The sequence below is a fragment of the Rhizobium sp. NLR22b genome, from assembly GCF_019685295.1.
GTDB lineage: Bacteria > Pseudomonadota > Alphaproteobacteria > Rhizobiales > Rhizobiaceae > Rhizobium.
In genome coordinates, this window is sequence record NZ_JABDWM010000006.1 from 94,950 (window position 1) to 112,768 (window position 17,819).

General features: G+C 60.1%; 15 protein-coding genes and 1 pseudogene. 11 read left to right on the top strand and 5 right to left on the bottom strand.

The genetic code is table 11. From position 1 onward, the window contains the following. Positions 1–54 precede the first annotated feature (54 nt). From HJC00_RS11820 to HJC00_RS11860, 9 genes and pseudogenes are all read left to right on the top strand, one after another. On the top strand, positions 55–1,158 hold the full coding sequence (locus HJC00_RS11820; protein WP_221155211.1) for an LLM class flavin-dependent oxidoreductase: 1,104 nt from the start codon (positions 55–57) through the stop codon (positions 1,156–1,158). Further along, positions 1,158–2,354 carry an acyl-CoA dehydrogenase family protein gene (locus HJC00_RS11825; RefSeq protein ID WP_221164067.1) on the top strand — a complete coding sequence of 399 codons (1,197 nt, stop codon included), beginning with the start codon at positions 1,158–1,160 and terminating at the stop codon, positions 2,352–2,354. Before HJC00_RS11820 ends, HJC00_RS11825 begins: the two co-directional genes overlap by 1 nt. A 2-nt stretch (positions 2,355–2,356) precedes the next feature. Next, positions 2,357–3,325 (top strand): annotated as a pseudogene (locus tag HJC00_RS11830) (ketopantoate reductase family protein); the annotation flags it as partial. 63 nt (positions 3,326–3,388) lie between these two features. Continuing rightward, positions 3,389–3,949, top strand: a complete 561-nt coding sequence (gene msuE / locus HJC00_RS11835) for an FMN reductase (RefSeq protein ID WP_221164122.1) — start codon at positions 3,389–3,391, stop codon at positions 3,947–3,949. 264 nt (positions 3,950–4,213) lie between these two features. Continuing rightward, positions 4,214–5,263 (top strand): ABC transporter substrate-binding protein, encoded by a 1,050-nt coding sequence (locus HJC00_RS11840; protein ID WP_221155365.1) that lies wholly within the window; start codon positions 4,214–4,216, stop codon positions 5,261–5,263. 70 nt (positions 5,264–5,333) lie between these two features. Continuing rightward, on the top strand, positions 5,334–6,167 hold the full coding sequence (locus HJC00_RS11845; RefSeq protein ID WP_221164068.1) for an ABC transporter ATP-binding protein: 834 nt from the start codon (positions 5,334–5,336) through the stop codon (positions 6,165–6,167). Further along, positions 6,160–7,056 carry an ABC transporter permease gene (locus HJC00_RS11850; protein WP_221155214.1) on the top strand — a complete coding sequence of 299 codons (897 nt, stop codon included), beginning with the start codon at positions 6,160–6,162 and terminating at the stop codon, positions 7,054–7,056. Before HJC00_RS11845 ends, HJC00_RS11850 begins: the two co-directional genes overlap by 8 nt. Positions 7,057–7,074: 18 nt before the next feature. Next, positions 7,075–8,076, top strand: coding sequence for a C-terminal binding protein (locus HJC00_RS11855; RefSeq protein ID WP_259672237.1), 1,002 nt, complete (start codon positions 7,075–7,077; stop codon positions 8,074–8,076). Between the two features lie 47 nt (positions 8,077–8,123). Continuing rightward, on the top strand, positions 8,124–9,188 hold the full coding sequence (locus HJC00_RS11860; RefSeq protein ID WP_221164070.1) for an LLM class flavin-dependent oxidoreductase: 1,065 nt from the start codon (positions 8,124–8,126) through the stop codon (positions 9,186–9,188). 381 nt (positions 9,189–9,569) lie between these two features. On the opposite strand, the gene HJC00_RS11865 is transcribed toward HJC00_RS11860, so the two are convergent. Further along, positions 9,570–10,751, bottom strand: coding sequence for an MFS transporter (locus tag HJC00_RS11865; RefSeq protein WP_221164071.1), 1,182 nt, complete (start codon positions 10,749–10,751; stop codon positions 9,570–9,572). A gap of 154 nt (positions 10,752–10,905) precedes the next feature. Between HJC00_RS11865 and HJC00_RS11870 the strand changes: the two genes are divergently transcribed. Next, positions 10,906–11,829: a LysR family transcriptional regulator gene (locus HJC00_RS11870; RefSeq protein WP_221139236.1), complete on the top strand. Its 924-nt coding sequence runs from the start codon at positions 10,906–10,908 to the stop codon at positions 11,827–11,829. 772 nt (positions 11,830–12,601) lie between these two features. Then, entirely contained in the window at positions 12,602–13,240 is a 639-nt protein-coding gene (locus tag HJC00_RS11875; RefSeq protein ID WP_221164123.1) for a hypothetical protein, read from the top strand. Between the two features lie 98 nt (positions 13,241–13,338). Here the strand turns inward: HJC00_RS11875 and HJC00_RS11880 are convergent, their stop codons facing one another. From HJC00_RS11880 to HJC00_RS11895, 4 genes are all read right to left on the bottom strand, one after another. Next, entirely contained in the window at positions 13,339–14,937 is a 1,599-nt protein-coding gene (locus tag HJC00_RS11880; RefSeq protein ID WP_183705586.1) for an MFS transporter, read from the bottom strand. Continuing rightward, entirely contained in the window at positions 14,934–15,377 is a 444-nt protein-coding gene (locus tag HJC00_RS11885) for a DoxX family protein (RefSeq protein ID WP_183705585.1), read from the bottom strand. Before HJC00_RS11885 ends, HJC00_RS11880 begins: the two co-directional genes overlap by 4 nt. Before the next feature lie 162 nt (positions 15,378–15,539). Next, positions 15,540–17,522: an amidohydrolase gene (locus HJC00_RS11890; protein ID WP_221164072.1), complete on the bottom strand. Its 1,983-nt coding sequence runs from the start codon at positions 17,520–17,522 to the stop codon at positions 15,540–15,542. Next, complete coding sequence (locus tag HJC00_RS11895; RefSeq protein ID WP_221155221.1) at positions 17,522–17,809, bottom strand: XapX domain-containing protein; 288 nt, start codon at positions 17,807–17,809, stop codon at positions 17,522–17,524. Before HJC00_RS11895 ends, HJC00_RS11890 begins: the two co-directional genes overlap by 1 nt. Between the last annotated feature and the right edge of the window lie 10 nt (positions 17,810–17,819).

Below are 17,819 nucleotides of genomic sequence, written 5' to 3' on the forward strand. Positions count from 1 at the left end.
CTCCTTAGCTGCCGCCTAACTTTTGTCCAGCATTCGACAATCAGAGGAGCTCCCATGTCCGCGGAATTCATCAGCGTCAGCTTTCCCAACGCCTCGAACGATCTCGATCCCATCCCGGACGCTCCGGTCGATCCCAGCTATCTCGAGCGCTATGCACGCGCGCTCGATGACTACGGCTTCAACTATACGCTGATCCCCTACTCGTCCTCCTCCTTCGACCCATTCACCATTGGCGCCACCGTCCTTGCGCATACGAAGAACATCAAGATCATCGTCGCGCTCAGGCCCAATACCGTCTATCCGACAGTTGCGGCCAAATCGCTTGCCACACTTGACCAGTTGAGCGGCGGCCGGGTGGTCGTTCACTTCATTGCCGGCGGCAGCGATGACGAGCAGGCGCGCGAGGGCGACTTCCTCAACAAGGAGCAGCGCTACGAGCGGCAGGAGGAATATATCCGTATCCTGCGTCTTGCATGGAGCTCGACCGAGCCCTTCGATTTTGACGGCGAATATTACCAGTTCAAGCAGTTCCGCAGCGCCGTTCGTCCGACGAATGGAACCATCCCCATCTCGGTCGGCGGGTCATCGGACGCAGCCTACCGGATCGGCGGCTCGCTCGGCGATATCTTCGGACTATGGGGCGAACCGCTGGCGGAAACCAAGCAGCAGATCGAGCGGATCTACGCCGAGGCAGCAAAGGCCGGTAGGACCGACCGGCCCCGGATCTGGGTGACGTTCCGTCCGATCGTTGCAGAAACCGACGAACTGGCCTGGGAAAAGGCCCACCGGGTCCTCGACCGCCTCAAGGACAACCGGGAAAAGGGCCTTCATCGCGCGCCGCCCGCCGCCCCTCGTCCCGCCAATGTCGGATCGCAGCGGCTTCTCGACATTGCTGCGCGCGGCGACGTTCACGATCGCGCCCTGTGGTATCCGACGGTCACGGCGACCAATGCCTCCGGGGCGACTACCGCGCTCGTCGGATCGCCGCGCACCATTGCAGATTCGATCCTTGACTATATCGATCTCGGCGCCGACCTGATCTCTATACGCGGCTACGACAATTTCAACGATGCCGTCGATTACGGCCGGTACATACTGCCCTTGGTGCGCGAAGGCATACGCGAGCGGGAAGAGGCAAAGAAGAAGGCCGCCGCCTGATGAGTGCGCGCGTCACGGCTTTCGATTCAAGTCTGCTCAACGCGACGACGCGCGCGCTTGCGGACGCAGCTCCCGAGGCGGACCGAACGGGGGATTTTCCCTGGATTGGTATCCGGGCGGTTCACCAAAGCGGCCTGCTCGAAAGCACTGTCGCGGCGAGATATGGCGGCTCTGGTGCAACGCTCCACGACGCGGCAACGATCCTTGCGGCTCTCGGCCGTGGCGATCCATCGGTGGCGCTGATCAGCGCCATGACGATCTTCAACCACCTCGGCCAGGCAACCAAGAGCCATTGGCCCGAGGACCTTTACAAGCGCCTGCTGACCCAGTCCAAACAGTATCCGCTGCTGCTCAATGCTGCACGTGTCGAACCGGAACTGGGCTCGCCCGCCCGTGGTGGCCTGCCGGCGACGGTCGCCCGCCGGACGGCGTCCGGCTGGTCGATCACCGGCCGGAAGCGCTTCGTCACCGGCGCACACGGTCTGACCCATTTCCTGGTCTGGGCGCACACGGATGAGCCAGCCGCCCGGGTGGGAACATTCGTCGTGCCGAACAAGCTTCCGGGCATTCGCGTCATCGAAAACTGGAACAGCCTTGGCATGAGAGCCTCGGGCTCCCACGATGTGGAATACACCGACGTGGAAATCCCGCTGGAAAATGTCATCGATCTGGTCGATCCATCGGTTGCACAGCAGGACAACCGCGCCCATGCAGCAATCACGCTGGCGCTGACTGCGCTCTATCTCGGGGTGGCCGAAGCGGCACAGGAGGCATTCATACGCTTTGCTGAGGACCGTGTTCCGACCAACCTCGGCCATCCGATTGCCCGCACCGAGCGCTTCGTGACGCTTTCTGGCGAGATCGACCTTCACGTTTCCGGCGCCCGGCAGCTAATTTTCGATGCCCTGAAGGACAAGCAAGCCGAGGCCGAAAAGCACATCCGGGCCCGGTTGCTTGCCGGCCGGCAGCTGCGCGACGCGGTGCAGATCGCCGTGCGCGGCATCGGCAATCCCGGCCTCGGGAACGAACTGGGGCTTGAGCGGCATTTCCGGGACATTCAGTCGGTGCTCGTCCATGCCCCGCAGGAGGACACTTCCATCTCCATTCTCGGGCGCGCCGCCTTCGAACGTTGGAAAAGCGAAAGGGACGCGCCATTGGAACCTCCGATCGATTTCACGGTATTGAAGACGGCCTGATCATGACACGCTACATCATCATTGGTGCCGGTGCAGTCGGCGCGAGCCTCGCGGCCGAGTTCGAGACGCATGGCGTGCCCTACGTGCTCATCGGGCGTGGCACCCAGATCGCCCATATCGGCGCTCATGGTCTGTCCTATCGGCGGCCGGGCGGAGATCGTGTGCTCAAGCTCAACACCGCCGACATGGCTTCGCCGCCAGCGCTTCGCCCGGGCGATATTCTGGTCCTTGCGGTCAAGGCGCAGGATGTCGAATCGGCCACGGAATTCTGGGCTTGGCGGCAGGTCGAGGGTGAAGGCTTTGCATCGGAACTGCCACTCGTGACGTTACAAAACGGTCTCGCTGCGGAAGACATCGCACTGCGGCGCTTCGATCGTGTCTATGCGGCGAGTATCCGCATTCCGGCTCGCTACACCGTCACCGGGGAGGTCGTCGTCGGAGGCGAGCCGAATGTCGGCATCGTCGCCCTCGGCCGCTACCCCGAGGGGCTCGACGACACGGCCTTGTCGATCGTCGCCGATCTTGCAAAGGCCGGCTATCTCGCCGAAGCGCGCCCCGATATCCGGCGATGGAAGGCGGCCAAGCTCGAGCACAACGTCACCAATGCCGTCGAGCTTTTCGCGGGTCCGCCCGAAGTCCGCTCAAAGGCCGCAGCCAGCCTTGCGCAAGAGGCACGTACCGTCCTCCTGGCTGCCGGATACGATCCCGCAGCGCCCTCGGATTGGAAGATCGACATCTCAACCTGGCGGGTTGCGCCGGAGAGTGGCATCAAGCCGGGTCAACAATCCACCTGGCAAAGTTTCACCCGCGGCACTTCTAGCGAAGTCGATTATCTGAACGGTGAAATCGTCCGTCTCGGACGAATTCACGGCGTTGCAGCACCTCTCAACGCCGCCTTCCAACAGGCTGCGGCGAAGCTTGCGATCGAGGGCCGTCCCCCAGGCACACGAGATATTAGTGAATTTTATCGCGTTACTGCCGATGGCGCGGCGCTTAGCGTGCCTTCGGAAGGCAAGCCGACCGAACGGAATAACATGGGAACGCCTAGGGTCGTTGCGATATCGGGCAGCTTCAGCCGGCCTTCGAAAACCACGGCGCTTGTACAGCATATCGCCGGACGCGCAAGCGATCGCTACGGCTTTGATAGCGTGACTTACGACATGTTCGATGTCGGACCATCGCTCGGTAGCGCTCTCTGGCGCAAACAGCTCGACGGAAAGGCTCAGCATGTCATTCAAGAGATTGTCGAAGCCGACATTCTGATCATCGGCGCACCGACCTACAAGGGCTCCTACTCGGGTCTCTTCAAGCATTTGATCGATCTCATCGATCCTCATGAGCTACGGTCGAAGCCGATCCTCATCACGGCCACCGGCGGCGGCGATCGCCACGCGCTGATGGTGGAGCACCAGCTTCGCCCGTTGTTCGGGTTCTTCATGGCCCACACGCTGCCAACCGCGGTCTATGCGTCCGATCGTGACTTTGTCGATTACACCGTTTCATCAGATCAGATCCTCAAACGCATTGATGAGGCAGTCGGAGAGATTGGTGCCTTCTTTCCGATCAATGGTGCCAATCGTGCCGCTGCTGAATGACACGCCAGAGCGCAAAGCGCTTAGGAAACAAAGTTTCGGTCATTTGTCGCCAGCCAGCTTCTAGGCTCATTTATTTGCCCAGGTACTCGTTTTCAAAGGATTCTTATCTCAAGGCGCGCTTGAAAACGAAATGCAAGCATGTTGATAGAATTAGTCGAGATTAATACCCTCGACCGATCTCACGCGTCTCTTTCCGGGGAATGCGTGGAGAGTCGTGTGAATGCATGGCTTTTCGTAACCGCAACGCCCGACACAGGAGCACACATGCTGCCGCGTTATTTTCTTAAAAGCCGCCGCCATGACAAATGGCGTAATCCGTTATTCGCCGTTGGGGCGTCCCTTGGCCTCATCGCCATGCTAGCGCCTGGGCAAGCTGCGGCCGAAGGAAAGATCCGCATCGCGCAGCAGTTCGGCATCTCTTACCTGACGCTCGACGTTATTCGCGATCAGAAGCTCATCGAGAAGCATGGCAAGGAAGCTGGCCTCGATATAGCGGTCGAATGGGCAACAGTGTCCGGCGCGACGGCAATGAACGAGGCGCTTCTTTCCGACAATCTCGATATCGCCGCAGCCGGCGTACCGCCGGCGCTCACCACCTGGGACCGAACCAAAGGGCGCCAGGACGTCAAACTCGTCGCGGCACTTGGCGCGCAGCCCAACTACCTGCTGACGACCAATCCAAATATCCATACTCTCAAGGACTTTGGACCAAATGACCGGATCGCAGTGCCTGCTGCCGGTGTGGGGTTTCAGTCACGCACGCTGCAGATTGAAGCGGCCAAGGTCTTCGGGAAGGACAATTTTCAAAAGCTCGACGATATCACTATCAGCCTTCCGCATCCTGATGCGACCGCGGCATTGATTTCAGGCGGAACGGAAGTGAACTCGCACTTCTCCTCGGCACCGTTTTATTATCAGGCACTGCAGGGCAACAAGGCCGTTCACAAGGTTATCAGTTCCTATGATATTCTCGGTGGCCCGGCGACATTCAACGTCCTTTACGCGACGACCGCTTTCCACGACAAGAACCCCAAGACCTACGCTGCATTCTATGCAGCACTGCGGGATGCCGCGGATTGGATCAGCACGCACAAGGCAGAGGCAGCCGACACCTTCATCCGTGAGCAGAAATCGAAGCTCCCGCCCAAACTGGTCCTCGATATCATCAACGATCCGGAAAACGACTTTTCGATCGTGCCCAAAAACACCTTCATATATGCCTTGGAGCTCTACAAGATCGGCGTATTGAAGAACGAGGCCAGTTCCTGGAAGGACTACTTCTTCCCGGAAGCGCAGGGCGACAACGGCAGCTGACATTCATCGGATTAACCTGATCCTGCAATAGCGCGGCCCGAAAGGCCGCGCAGAACATTTGCGAGATAGAATGGACTGCACATCAACCGCATCCGTGAGCGCCATAGAGCGCTCAGCACAAACGCCGCTTCTTTCGGTCGAGAGCGTTACACTGGAATATGCTGCGCCCGGACGGATCGTGCGGGCGACCCAGAATGTGAGCTTCGAGGTTTGGGAAGCAGATCGCTTCATCCTGCTCGGCGCCTCCGGCTGCGGCAAATCCACCCTGCTAAAGGCGGTCGGCGGCTTCATTGCGCCAAGTGAAGGAAAAATCCTGCTGGACGGTCGTCCGGTCACCGCGCCGGGCCCGGACCGCGTGGTGGTCTTTCAGGAATTCGACCAGTTGCCGCCGTGGAAGACCGTTCGCGAGAACGTGGCGTTTCCTGTTCGGGTCTCCGGCCGCCTCGGCCGCAAGGAAGCTCTCGAACGTGCCGACCATTATCTGGAAAAGGTCGGACTATCCCGTTTTGCCGAGGCCTATCCGAATGCCCTGTCAGGAGGCATGAAGCAGCGGGTTGCGATCGCGCGGGCTCTTGCAATGGAACCGCGTGTCCTCCTGATGGATGAGCCCTTCGCCGCGCTTGATGCGCTGACCCGCCGCAAGATGCAGGAGGAACTACTGACCCTATGGGAAGAAGTACGCTTTACCCTGCTGTTCGTGACTCATTCCATCGAAGAGGCGTTGGTCGTCGGCAATCGCATTGCGCTGCTGTCCCCGCATCCGGGTCGCATGCGCGCCGAGATCAATAGCCATGAATGGGACCTGCAGAGTGGCGGAAGTCTCGAGTTCCAGGCAGCCGCGACCCGGATACACCGCCTTCTGTTCGACGACGCGCCCATTGCAAGGGAAAGCGATCATGCGTGACACTGCTACCGCTGGCCCCGGTACACGGCCGACGCCGCCGATCCGACCTGAATACGAGTTGATGCCTGAGCCAATCGCCGGAAGCTCCACCGAACGGAGCGTGTCGCTTCCGCGCCGACTCTGGCAGCAGGCATGGCTGCGAAAAGGACTTATCCTGATCTTTCTCGCCATTTTATGGGAAATCGTCGCAAGAATTCAGGGAAATGACCTTCTCCTGCCTTCGTTCACTCAGACACTTCAAGCCTTCGTCGACGATATCGCCAATGGGGTTTTGCCTGGTCGGGCAGCGAACTCCATCGATATTCTGTTGAAAGGTTATGTCGCGGGGGCCGTTTTGGCATTCGCCCTGACGTCGCTCGCCGTATCCAGCCAACTCGGTCGCGATTTCCTGTCGACCTTGACCTCCATGCTCAATCCTTTGCCTCCGATCGCGCTCCTGCCGCTCGGGCTTCTGTGGTTTGGGCTCGGACAGGGAAGTCTGATTTTCGTGTTGATCCATTCGGTGCTCTGGCCGCTTGCTCTCAATATGTATACTGGCTTCACCAGCGTGCCGGAGACCTTGCGCATGACGGGCCGCAATTATGGCCTGCGCGGATTGCGCTATGTCTTCCTTATTCTTGTGCCAGCAGCCCTGCCGTCGATCATCGCGGGCCTTAAGATCGGCTGGGCCTTTGCGTGGCGGACATTGATTGCCGCGGAACTTGTCTTCGGCGCGTCCTCCGGCCGTGGCGGGCTCGGTTGGTACATCTTCCAGAACCGCAACGAGCTCTACACCGACCGGGTGTTCGCCGGCCTGATGACCGTCATCCTGCTTGGCCTTCTCGTCGAGAATGTCCTGTTCCGGCAGTTGGAACGGCACACGATCCTGAAATGGGGCATGACGCGATAGCATGGCTGGCCGAAGATGATGACACAGAAGAAGTACGTGGTCGGCATCACCGATCACATGATTGGCAGTCCCGACCTGGAAGCCGAGGTGCTCGGCCAGGATGTGGAGATCGATTTTCTCGCGACCACGAACGAGACGCTCTTTGATGTTGATCGCCTGGCAAGGCTCGACGCGTTGATGGTGTGGGGCGCGCGACTGACCTCGCGTAGCATTGCGCATCTTAAGCGTTGCCGGGTTGTCGTGCGCTATGGCGTCGGCTACGAGAAGATAGATCTTGCGGCATTGGCAAATGCCGGCATCCCCTTTGCCAACAATCCCGATTACGGCACCGAGGAAGTTGCAGATCACGCGATCGCAATGATCCTCTCGCTCCATCGCCGCCTCTGGGAACATGATGCCCGCGCTCGCGGCTATGCGTCCGGTTGGCAGGTTCATAGCCTCAAACCGCTTTCCCGTTCGAACCACGCAACCATCGGCGTCATCGGCGTCGGCCGGATCGGTACGGCGGTCGTCAACCGACTGAAGCCGTTCGGCTTCCGCATCCTCGGCTACGATCCAGGTCAGCCGCCTGGCCATGAAAAGGCTGTAGGCTATGAGCGCGTGGAACGCCTCCCAGACATTCTCGCTCAGTCGGACATCGTCACGCTTCATTGCCCTGCCACCGCAGAGACCCGCGGCATGCTGGACGCTGACGGTCTCGCGCGGCTGAAACCGGGGGCGATCCTCGTCAACACCGCTCGCGGAGAATTGCTCGGGGATCTCGATGCCCTCGAAAAAGCGTTGCGCAGCGGCCATCTTGCTGCAGCGGCGATCGACACACTGGCCCATGAACCGCCCGGCCAACATCCTCTCTTGTCTGCATGGCGAAACCGCGATGATTGGCTTGCCGGACGGCTTGTCATCACGCCCCACAACGCCTTCTATTCCGACCATGCGGCTGTCGAAATGCGCACCAATGCAGCGCGGACGGTCAGAATCCTGCTCGAGGAGGGCCGGTTGCGAAATCGCGTCACGGCCTAACCACACGACCTTTCACGATCCAGTCAGAACAATCTAGGCTATCCCCTATGACCAGTAGCTCCGAATTCCTGTGGTACATTCCAAACGACGTCAAGGCAGGCCACAGGGGCGACGCCGCAACCGAAAATCATAACAGCCTTGAAACACTGACCGGCCAGGCCAGAGCACTCGAGGAGCATGGCTGGAAGGGGGCGCTCATCGGGACGGGCTGGGGTCGCCCTGACACCTTTACGATCGCAGCAGCGCTTGCCGCACGCACCACGACCTTCGAGCCCTTGATCGCTGTGCGCCCGGGCTACTGGCGCCCGGCGAACTTCGCTTCCGCTGCAGCGACGCTCGACCAGCTTACCGGGGGGCGTGTTCGGGTCAACGTCGTCTCCGGACAGGACGACCTTGGCGCCTATGGCGACGACGAAGGAGATCAGGCGCAGCGCTACGTGCGTACGAAAGAGTTCATGCGGCTGATCCGCCTGTTGTGGACGGAAGAGGATGTCACATTCAACGGCCAGCATTTTCATGTGACCGGTTCCACCGTTGCACCGCGGCTCGATGTGCGTGGCGATCGCCGCCACCCCAAAATCTATTTCGGCGGCGCCTCCGAGGCCGCCGAACGGGTGTCTGCGACCGAAGCCGACGTCCAACTGTTCTGGGGCGAGCCGCTCGATGGTGTACGTGAGCGGATCGAGCGTTTGAAGACCCTCAGCAAAGGCTTGGACCGTGACCTCGCGCCCTTGGAGTTTGGGCTGAGGATAACAACCTTGGTCCGCGACACCAGGGAGCAGGCCTGGTCGGACGCGGAGGCAAGAGTTGCTGCGATGGCCGAAGGCAGAAGTGGTAACTGGAGCGATCATAAAGCTGGCGCGGTGGGTCAGCAGCGGTTGCTTGACCTGCACAAGCGCGGCGATGTGCTGGACGACAATCTTTACACCGCGCCGGGCAAGTTCGGCGGCGGCGGTGCTGGGACGACATGGCTCGTCGGTTCGGCAGAGGACGTGGCAGGCTCCCTGGGCAAATATCAGGATCTTGGTATTAGCCACTTTATCCTATCCGACACCCCATATCTGCAGGAGATAAAGCGTCAAGGTGATTGGTTGCTGCCGCTCCTGCGATAGCATCAGCGCGCGGCGGTTTTTGACGGACGGTGCCCTCCAGCGAATTAGCGATCCGTGCGGGGGCGAGGGGCTTTCCTGTTTGGCCCCAGGCAGTCAGTTTTGGAAAGCTTCGGCCAATGAGTGCTTTGTAGGACTCGACAAAACTCAACCCGCCGGCGCCAGGAACAGCCGAAAGGCAGGCATACACGTAGACGCTGCCAGAATAACCGTTCGGGAAGACCGTCAGGTTAGTGTTCAGATCGCGGGCAGTCAGGTAAAAGTCATCCCCCTTGCTGCCGATGAAAGCGCGGAAAACTCGCGGGCTTTCAACGTAGACATGGGAATTCTCCTGGGTGAGATCCTATGGGAGCGACCCGGCGCCGAACGCGCCGGGTCGCTGTGTTAGGCTGTCTTCAGGGCCGGAACCGCGCGACGGTCGAGAGCGCCGCTCAACACGGTCAGCAACAGAGCGATGACAACCAGGATGGCACCAACCCAAGGGGTCGCACCGAGGCCAAGCGGCGATTCAACCACCAGGCCGCCCAGCCATGCGCCGATCGCGATGCCTAGGTTGAAGGCGGCAATATTGAGAGCCGATGCGACGTCCACGGCACCCGGACGGTGTTCTTTGGCCAGTTTGACGACATAGAGCTGGAGGCCGGGCACGTTGCCGAACTGAAGGAACCCGAGCGCAGCCAGGGTGACGATCGCCAGAACCGGCGAGGCCGCGGTAAAGGTCAAGATGACAAGTACAATGGCCTGCAAGATGAACAGACCGATCAATGCCTTGACCGGGTTAAGGTTGGCGATCCTGCCGCCGGCAATGTTGCCGATTGCGATTGCGATGCCGTAGAGAACCAGAATAAGGCTGACGCTCTCCTCGGAGAAGCCGGTGATTTCCTGCAGGATTGGCGCCAGGAAGGTGAAGGCGACGAAGGTTCCGCCGTAGCCAAGCGCTGTCATTGCGAAGACGATGAGCAGACGACCGGAGCCAAGAACGCGAAGCTGATCGAGCAGGCTTGCCGGCGGCGCCTTCTTGAGCGTGTGCGGCAACAGGGCGGCAATGGCGAGGAAGGCGATGACGCCGAGTGCGGCAACGGCCCAGAAAGTCGCGCGCCAACCGAGGATCTGGCCAATATAGGTGCCGAGTGGCACGCCCGTGATGATGGCAACTGTCAGGCCCATGAACATCATGGCAATGGCCGAAGCGCGGCGGTTCTCCGGCACGAGATCGGCGGCAATGGTCGAGCCGACCGAGAAGAACACGCCATGGGCGAAGGCGGCGATCACCCGGGCCACAAGCAGCAGATCGTAGCCCGGCGACGACGCCGCGATTGTATTGCCAACGATGAATAAGGCCATTAGGCCGAGCAGCAACGGCTTTCTTTCGATTTTGGCAGTGAGCGCCGTCAGGATCGGCGCGCCAAAGGTGACGCCGAGCGCATAGACGCTGACGATAAGCCCGGCAAGCGGCAGGGTAATGTTGAGGTCTGTGGCAACGGTCGGCAAAAGACCGACAATCACGAATTCTGTGGTACCGATCGCATAGGCCGCGATCGTCAAGGCTAAGATTGCTAAAGGCATAATAAATTCCTTTCCGCTCGCCGTTGAGGTGGCGGCTGCAAAGACAGCAGCGCTGTCAGACGAAGTTGTTGACCGCAATATGATTGCACGGGACTTTTGTGATAATTGGAAATATTGAGGAAACAGATGTGAATCGAATTCACAGGACAACACGATGGATAATCGCACTGGTGAAATGGAAGTATTTGTAAATGCGGCGGAATTGCAGAGTTTTTCGGCGGCCGGACGGCGCCTGAAACTTTCGCCATCGGCGGTGAGCAAGCTTGTCACCAGGATTGAGGACCGGCTCGGGACCCGACTGCTCGTCCGCTCAACCCGCACGATGACGCTCACGCCGGAAGGCGAAATTTATCTGGAGAGAGCCCGGCGAATCCTGGGCGACATTGCGGAGACTGAACGGATCATCGCGTCTGGCAGAAAAGTCGCGCCGCGAGGGATTCTCAGGGTCAATGCCTCCGTTGGCTTTGGCGAACGCTATCTCCTCCCGCTCGTCCCGAAGTTCCTCAAACTCTATCCCGAAGTGCAACTCGACATATCACTTACGGACGGCGTCATTGGCTTGATCGAAGAGCGGACCGACATTGCGATCCGCTCCGGCCCCATGGAAGATTCGTCACTGAAAGCCCGGAAACTCCTTGAAAGCCGGCGCGTCATTGTTGCATCTCAGGCCTATCTGGATGCCCATGGCATACCAAAGACACCGGCCGATCTCGCTGGCCACAATTGCCTGACTTTCAATTTCCGCCGAACGCTCAACGAGTGGCCCTTTCGAGCGCCGGGATCGACCGAGATGTATCGGTTGCCCGTATCCGGCAACAGCGCGGTCAACAGCGGAATGGCCATACGCAGGTTGTGCCTTGCCGGCGTTGGTTTGGCTCGGATCGGCCAATTTCATGTAGAGCCAGAGATCGACTCTGGATTACTCATCCCCGTGCTGGAAGAATACAATCCTGAAGACATCGAATTGATCCACGCAGTATTCGCCGGGTACGAGCACCTCGCAGCCCGCATTCGCGCTTTCATAGATTTCCTTGCGGAAAATGTCGGCAAAGATCGTTCGCCGGAACAGGTCATCTGAAACTCTAGAAAGGTAAGGTGCAAATACATGGTCCACCCTAAAATACGGTATCAAGCCTGACCGCTTTGCCCAGCTGCCGAGTGGCGACGTCCGCCGGTCTGTTCTCGCGCATCTCGGCCGACCCAATCTCAGGCCTGTGCCGAAGCAAGTCGATTGTGCATTCTCGAGCGGCCGATAATCCCACCGACGCCCATCCGTCGCTTGCCCTAAACCCTGACGATACGCTTGCCGGGATTTGGACCCCTTTCCGGCGTGGGCGTCTTTCTGTTGATTGGCGCCGCCTCTGCTGCCCTATTTCAAGCGAGGGGAAGACAACGACCGGTAGTCGGATGTCTGTCACGGTACGGGCGATCCTCTCGAGTGTCCGACCTACTGCACGTCAGCGGCTTGACTCGCGGCTTTCTGCCGAGGTTGCGGGCATTCCTATCACCGCAGATTTCAAGGGCGCTCGTCAACGTGGACATAGACTCGGGGGAGTTGGTCGGAACCTTGGCGATGTCCTCAATGGCCGCGTTCCTTGTGGTAAAACCCGTCAATGTAGTACGAAGTCAAGCCGATCAAATCGCTGGCCGCTGGCGGTGGAAGGACTTGAGCGGCCCTGCCGCTTTAAAGCGGGTGATCCCTCACGACAGGGTGGGTGCCCTGGCTAACAGAACGGACACATAGGCCCTGGTGGATCAAGCAAAATCGCCCGAATGTGCGAAGCGCCAAAGGCGGGCATCGGACAGGCAGCCGGTTGACGCTCGCCGCTTCCGACCCCATCTGCTCCGGTATGCCCAACACGAAGACGAAAAATAAGAGCGATGATCCCGAGCTGATCAGGGAGTGGTCACTCCCCGTGGAGGCGAGGCTCGGATCGGCTGTCAGGGTGAAGGGAATCCTGCAGGAGATCCGGTCCCGCCTGCCCCCGGCGGTCAGAAAGTCGCTGGATGTGCAGTCGGGCGAGCTTACCCTCGTCATGCCGGAGACTTCGAAGACGGCGTTTCGCGCGACCTCGTCGATTGTGACCGAAGCCCTCCAGAACATTTCAGACCTTCGGATCATCCCTCGCGAGATCGAGGACATCCTAACGATCACGGCCTCTGAAAGGATGCGTTGGCTGGAGGATGGGCGTCTTCCGAGCGCTGGAACGAGAACCGTCCGGCTGCAAGGCCGAGCGCGACGGATCACCTTCCACGTATTTGATCCACGGGTTGTAGAGGATCTGCTCGACCGCGGGGCCGTGGACGAATGGCGCGAGCAAGACGCGGTGGTGAAAGCGGAAAACCGGCGACGCGCCGCCTATCAGGCGAAGCTGACGCGTTCACTGAAAAAACAAGAAAAAGTCAAACAAGCTGATGCGAACGATGACGACCCCGCGACCGGGCTGAGCGGTTGGGACGAGTTCGGGAACGAAGGCCTGCTGCGGTAGGATTGGCGGCGTTCGCATCGCAAAATGATCGCAGGAGTTACCTAGCTCGCCAGAGGATCTGGAGACGGCGGCCGTAGCCGCCACCCCTTTTTTCCGTGTCAAGCCGCCGCCGGTCGGTTGATTGTCAGGAAGTGCCGGACGACGGGTTTCTCAGGACCGGCATGGTAAGCCAGAACCTTCCCCTGCAGATCGGCGTCGGCGTTCGAGACCCGCTTGTGCTGGCGAAGATGTTCAGCCCAGGATTCCACCATGAACCACTCGACGATCTTCTCAGGGTCCGCCGAGTCCTCAGTGACACCCCATCCGTAGGCACCGTCGCGGCGACGTTCCCTGGAAAGATGGTCAAGAGCGTGCAGGAAGGCTGTGCGGTGCTGCTTCTCGACCTTGTATTCGATCAGGATGAGAACTGGGCCACGATCATGGGCAACTGGCTCGGCAACGAGCGGCTCGGGCCAGTGGTTGGACGGCACAAGGTCGGCATCGCCTGCGGGAAGCTTCACGCGGTGCATGATGAACCCGGCGATGAGCAGGCCGGCCGCTCCAATGAGCAAGGTGGACTGGATGCCGACAGCTTCGCCGACTGCACCCCAGCCGAGACTTCCGGCAGTCATCGCACCGTTGAAGACGGTCAGATAGACGGCAAGACCACGACCACGCACCCAGTTCGGGAGAACGGCCTGCGCTGCCCCGTTGAGTGTAGTCAGGGCAGTGATCCATGCTCCCCCGAGGAAAAGAAGGACCACGATGGCAATGATCTTCGGCGGCGCAAGCGACAGGACTCCCATGACGGCTGCTGTGACAAGCGCGGCGCCGAGAAGCAGTCCGTCCGAGCTCAAGCGTTCACGCAGCTTCGGCATCACCAAGGCTCCCCCGATCGCACCAGCACCTACCGCACCAAGCAGGATGCCATAGAAGCTTGCATCACCACCGAGGAGTTGTCGGGCAACGAGCGGAAGAAGAGCCCAGACCGCGCTGGCGAAGGCAAAGAAGATCGCGGCCCGCAGAAGCACGACGTGCAGTGGCTCGCTCGAGCGGGTGTAGCGAAGTCCGGCCCGGAACGCACCGAAGAAGTTCTCCTGAAGCGCATCGTTGGAGTTCTTTGTCCGCGGCCACCAGACAAGAGCTGCGATCACGACGATATAGCTGGCCACGTCCGCGCCATAGGTGATCCCGGCTCCGAAGGCTGCGAGAAGCAGGCCACCCGCGGCAGGTCCGATGGAGCGGGCGATGTTGATGCCGAGCGAGTTGAGCGCCACCGCGCTCTTCACGTCCTCGCGCTTCACCAGTTCCGGCACAATTGCTTGCCATGTCGGTCCCATCAATGCCGCGCCAATGCCGCCGAAAAAGGTCAGGCCAATCAGCGCGCTGACCGAAAGCATGCCTGTCTGCGAGAGAACCATCAGCGCGATGCTGACAGAGGCGAGTAGCACCTGAATGGCGATCAGGAACTTGCGGCGATCGAGGATGTCGGTGAGAACGCCTGCGGGGATGCCAAGCAGGAAAATCGGCAGGGTTCCGGCAGCCTGGACCATGGCGACCGCGGCCGGCGATGCGGACAGATCCGTCATCAACCAGGAGCTTGCGACATCGCGCATGAAGCTTCCGGTGTTACCAATAACGGTGGCGATCCAGAGGACGGCGAACACGGGCTGTGCGAGGGGCGCGAAGGTTCCCCCGGATGATTTTGCGGCGCTCATTTGCCTGCTCCCTTGGCGAGGTCGAATGCTGTAACGAAGACGAATGCGCCTGCGAGGCCGAGGTGCTCGAAGAAGGCATTGGTGGCCATCATGCGGTCCATCCCAGGCGCCATCTCCCAGAAGCGAAGGGCGATGAAGGTTGCAAGTAGGGTGAAGCCTGAAAGCGCAAGCGCGCCCGCCCAGCGCAGGAAACCCGAGATCACCATCGCGGAGGCCGTCAGCTCGAATACGATCACGGCGATCGCGAAGAACGCGGCGGGATGCAGACCGAAATGATCCATCTCAGCCAGTGCACCGTTGAAGTCGAAGATCTTGGTGAGCGGACCCTGGATGTAGGCTGCGCAAAGAGCCAGCAGCGACGCCGTCCGCACCACAGGCGATTCGACGACGCCTGCCACGCGGCTCCGGATTGGATTGGATGATTGAGATTGGTAGGTCATGTCGGCTCCTGTATGTCCGCCGCGAGCGGCTGTGTTGCTTGGAGCGATATTGGCCGGTTATCGAATTGCCAACAATTGCAGCAATAGTTTCGACTTAATTGCAAAAATAGCAATTATAGAGCGGCTCTCGGGTGGCAGTTGGCCACCCGAGCTGAATGTTCGTCAGACCGCCCAGCAGGAGCAGCCGAGAGCGCCGAAGAAGCCCTTGAGGTCGGCAATCGGGAGCTTGGATGTCCAGGCTCCGGCATGGTCGTGGCCGTGAACGCTGCAATCGTTGGCGCATCCGCATGTAGAGATAGCGGTGCGGCGCAGCGAACGAGCGCCCGCGCCTTCCGGTTCGCCCCAGGCCGCATAACCGCCGAACTTGCGGACAGGCGACCAGTCGGGCATGGCGGGCGGGATGTCGTTCTCGTCAAGCGCCTTGAAGTCACCCGCGCCATACACGATCTTGCCGCCGACCATTGTCAGTTCCGAAACAAGGAAGGAGATCTCGTCCTCGGCGCAGGAGAAGAAGTCCTTGTCCGGCACCACGAGATCGGCGAACTGACCCTTCTCGATGCGGCCCTTCTTGCCTTCCTCGTTGGAGAACCATGTGACCTTTTCGGTCCACATCCTGAGCGCCGTCTCGCGGTCGAGGCAATTGGCACGCGGATAGAGCTGCATGCCGCCGAGCGTCTTGCCAGTCACCATCCACGACAGCGAAACCCACGGATTATAGGAGGCGACGCGGGTGGCATCGGTCCCGGCCGAGACGTTCACGCCCTTGTCGAGCATCTTCCTGATCGGCGGTGTCGCTTCCGCCACGCCGTGCCCATAGCGCTCAACGAAGTATTCGCCCTGATATGCCATACGATGTTGTGTGGCGATACCACCGCCGAGCGCGGCGATACGGTCGATCGAGCGATCCGAGATGGTTTCGGCATGGTCGAAGAACCAGTTTAGTCCCTCGAGTGGAATGTCCTTGTTGACCTTCTCGAACACGTCAAGGGCACGGGAGATCGTCTCGTCATAGGTGGCGTGCAGACGCCACGGCCAGCGATTTTCGGCCAGGACGCGGACGACCTCTTCCAGCTCTCCTTCCATTTCCGGAGCCATCTCCGGACGGGGCTGGCGGAAATCCTCGAAGTCGGCGGCCGAGAACACAAGCATCTCGCCCGCACCATTGTGCCGGAAGTAGTCGTTACCCTGCTTGTATTTGACCGACTGGGTCCAGTTCAGGAAGTCCTGCTTCTCTTCCTTCGGCTTCTGGGTGAAGAGATTGTAGGCCAGCCGCACCGTCATCTGGTTCTCGTCGGACAGCTTCTGGATGACCTCATAGTCGTCAGGATAGTTCTGGAAACCACCACCCGCGTCGATCACACCTGTCACGCCAAGTCGGTTCAACTCGCGCATGAAGTGGCGGGTAGAGTTGACCTGGTAGTCCAGCGGAAGCTTGGGCCCCTTGGCAAGCGTCGAATAGAGAATGCCTGCATTCGGCTTGGCCAGCAGCATACCGGTCGGATTGCCGTTGGCATCGCGGGTGATCTCGCCGCCGGGCGGGTTCGGCGTTTCACGGGTGTAGCCGACAGCGCGGAGAGCTGCGCCGTTGAGCAGCGCACGGTCATAAAGATGCAGAAGGAACACGGGCGTGTCGGGCGCGACCGCGTTGATCTCCTCGATGGTCGGGAGGCGTTTTTCCACGAACTGGTTTTCGGTGAACCCGCCGACGACGCGAACCCACTGCGGCGCGGGCGTGATCGCCACCTGGCGCTTCAGCATGTCCATCGCGTCGGCGAGCGAGCGCACGCCGTCCCAGCGCAGTTCCATGTTGTAGTTCAGGCCACCGCGAACGACATGGGTATGGTTGTCGATAAGGCCGGGCAGGACGCGCTTGCCCTTGAGGTCGATGATCTTAGTGCTGGAACCGGCCAGCGCCATGATCTCGCTGTCGGATCCGACTTCCAGGAACAGCCCGTCCTTGATGGCGATTGCCGTCGCATTCGGATTGGTCCGGTCAAGGGTCGTCACGCGGCCATTGTGGAGGATCAGGTCGGGATGCATAGTGTCTACTCCGGTCTGTCTGGGATCGGCAGCTTTCGCTGGTGAGAAGAGGTTCGAGAAGGCCAAGCTCGATGCACCTCCGAGAAAGGATCGACGCGTGGTCATCAGCCCCGCTCCTCTACAGTCGCCTTTGCCTGATGGGCAATGTTGATACGGTCCCCGCCCCTCGGAAGGTGACCGAAGATGTGCGGCTTGATCTGATGAATCCATGAGATCGCCGCCGGCTCGTTTCTCCAAAGCGTCTTCGCGAACGGAATAATTTGTTCGCCGACAAGGATTCCGAGAAGGCCGACCAGGGCAATGACAGGCGGTGCTGGTGATCGGACGTTGAGAAGGCTATAGACGGTCCCGACGAGCAGGCCAGCGCCAAGCGACATTAGATAGATTTTCATGAGATGTTCT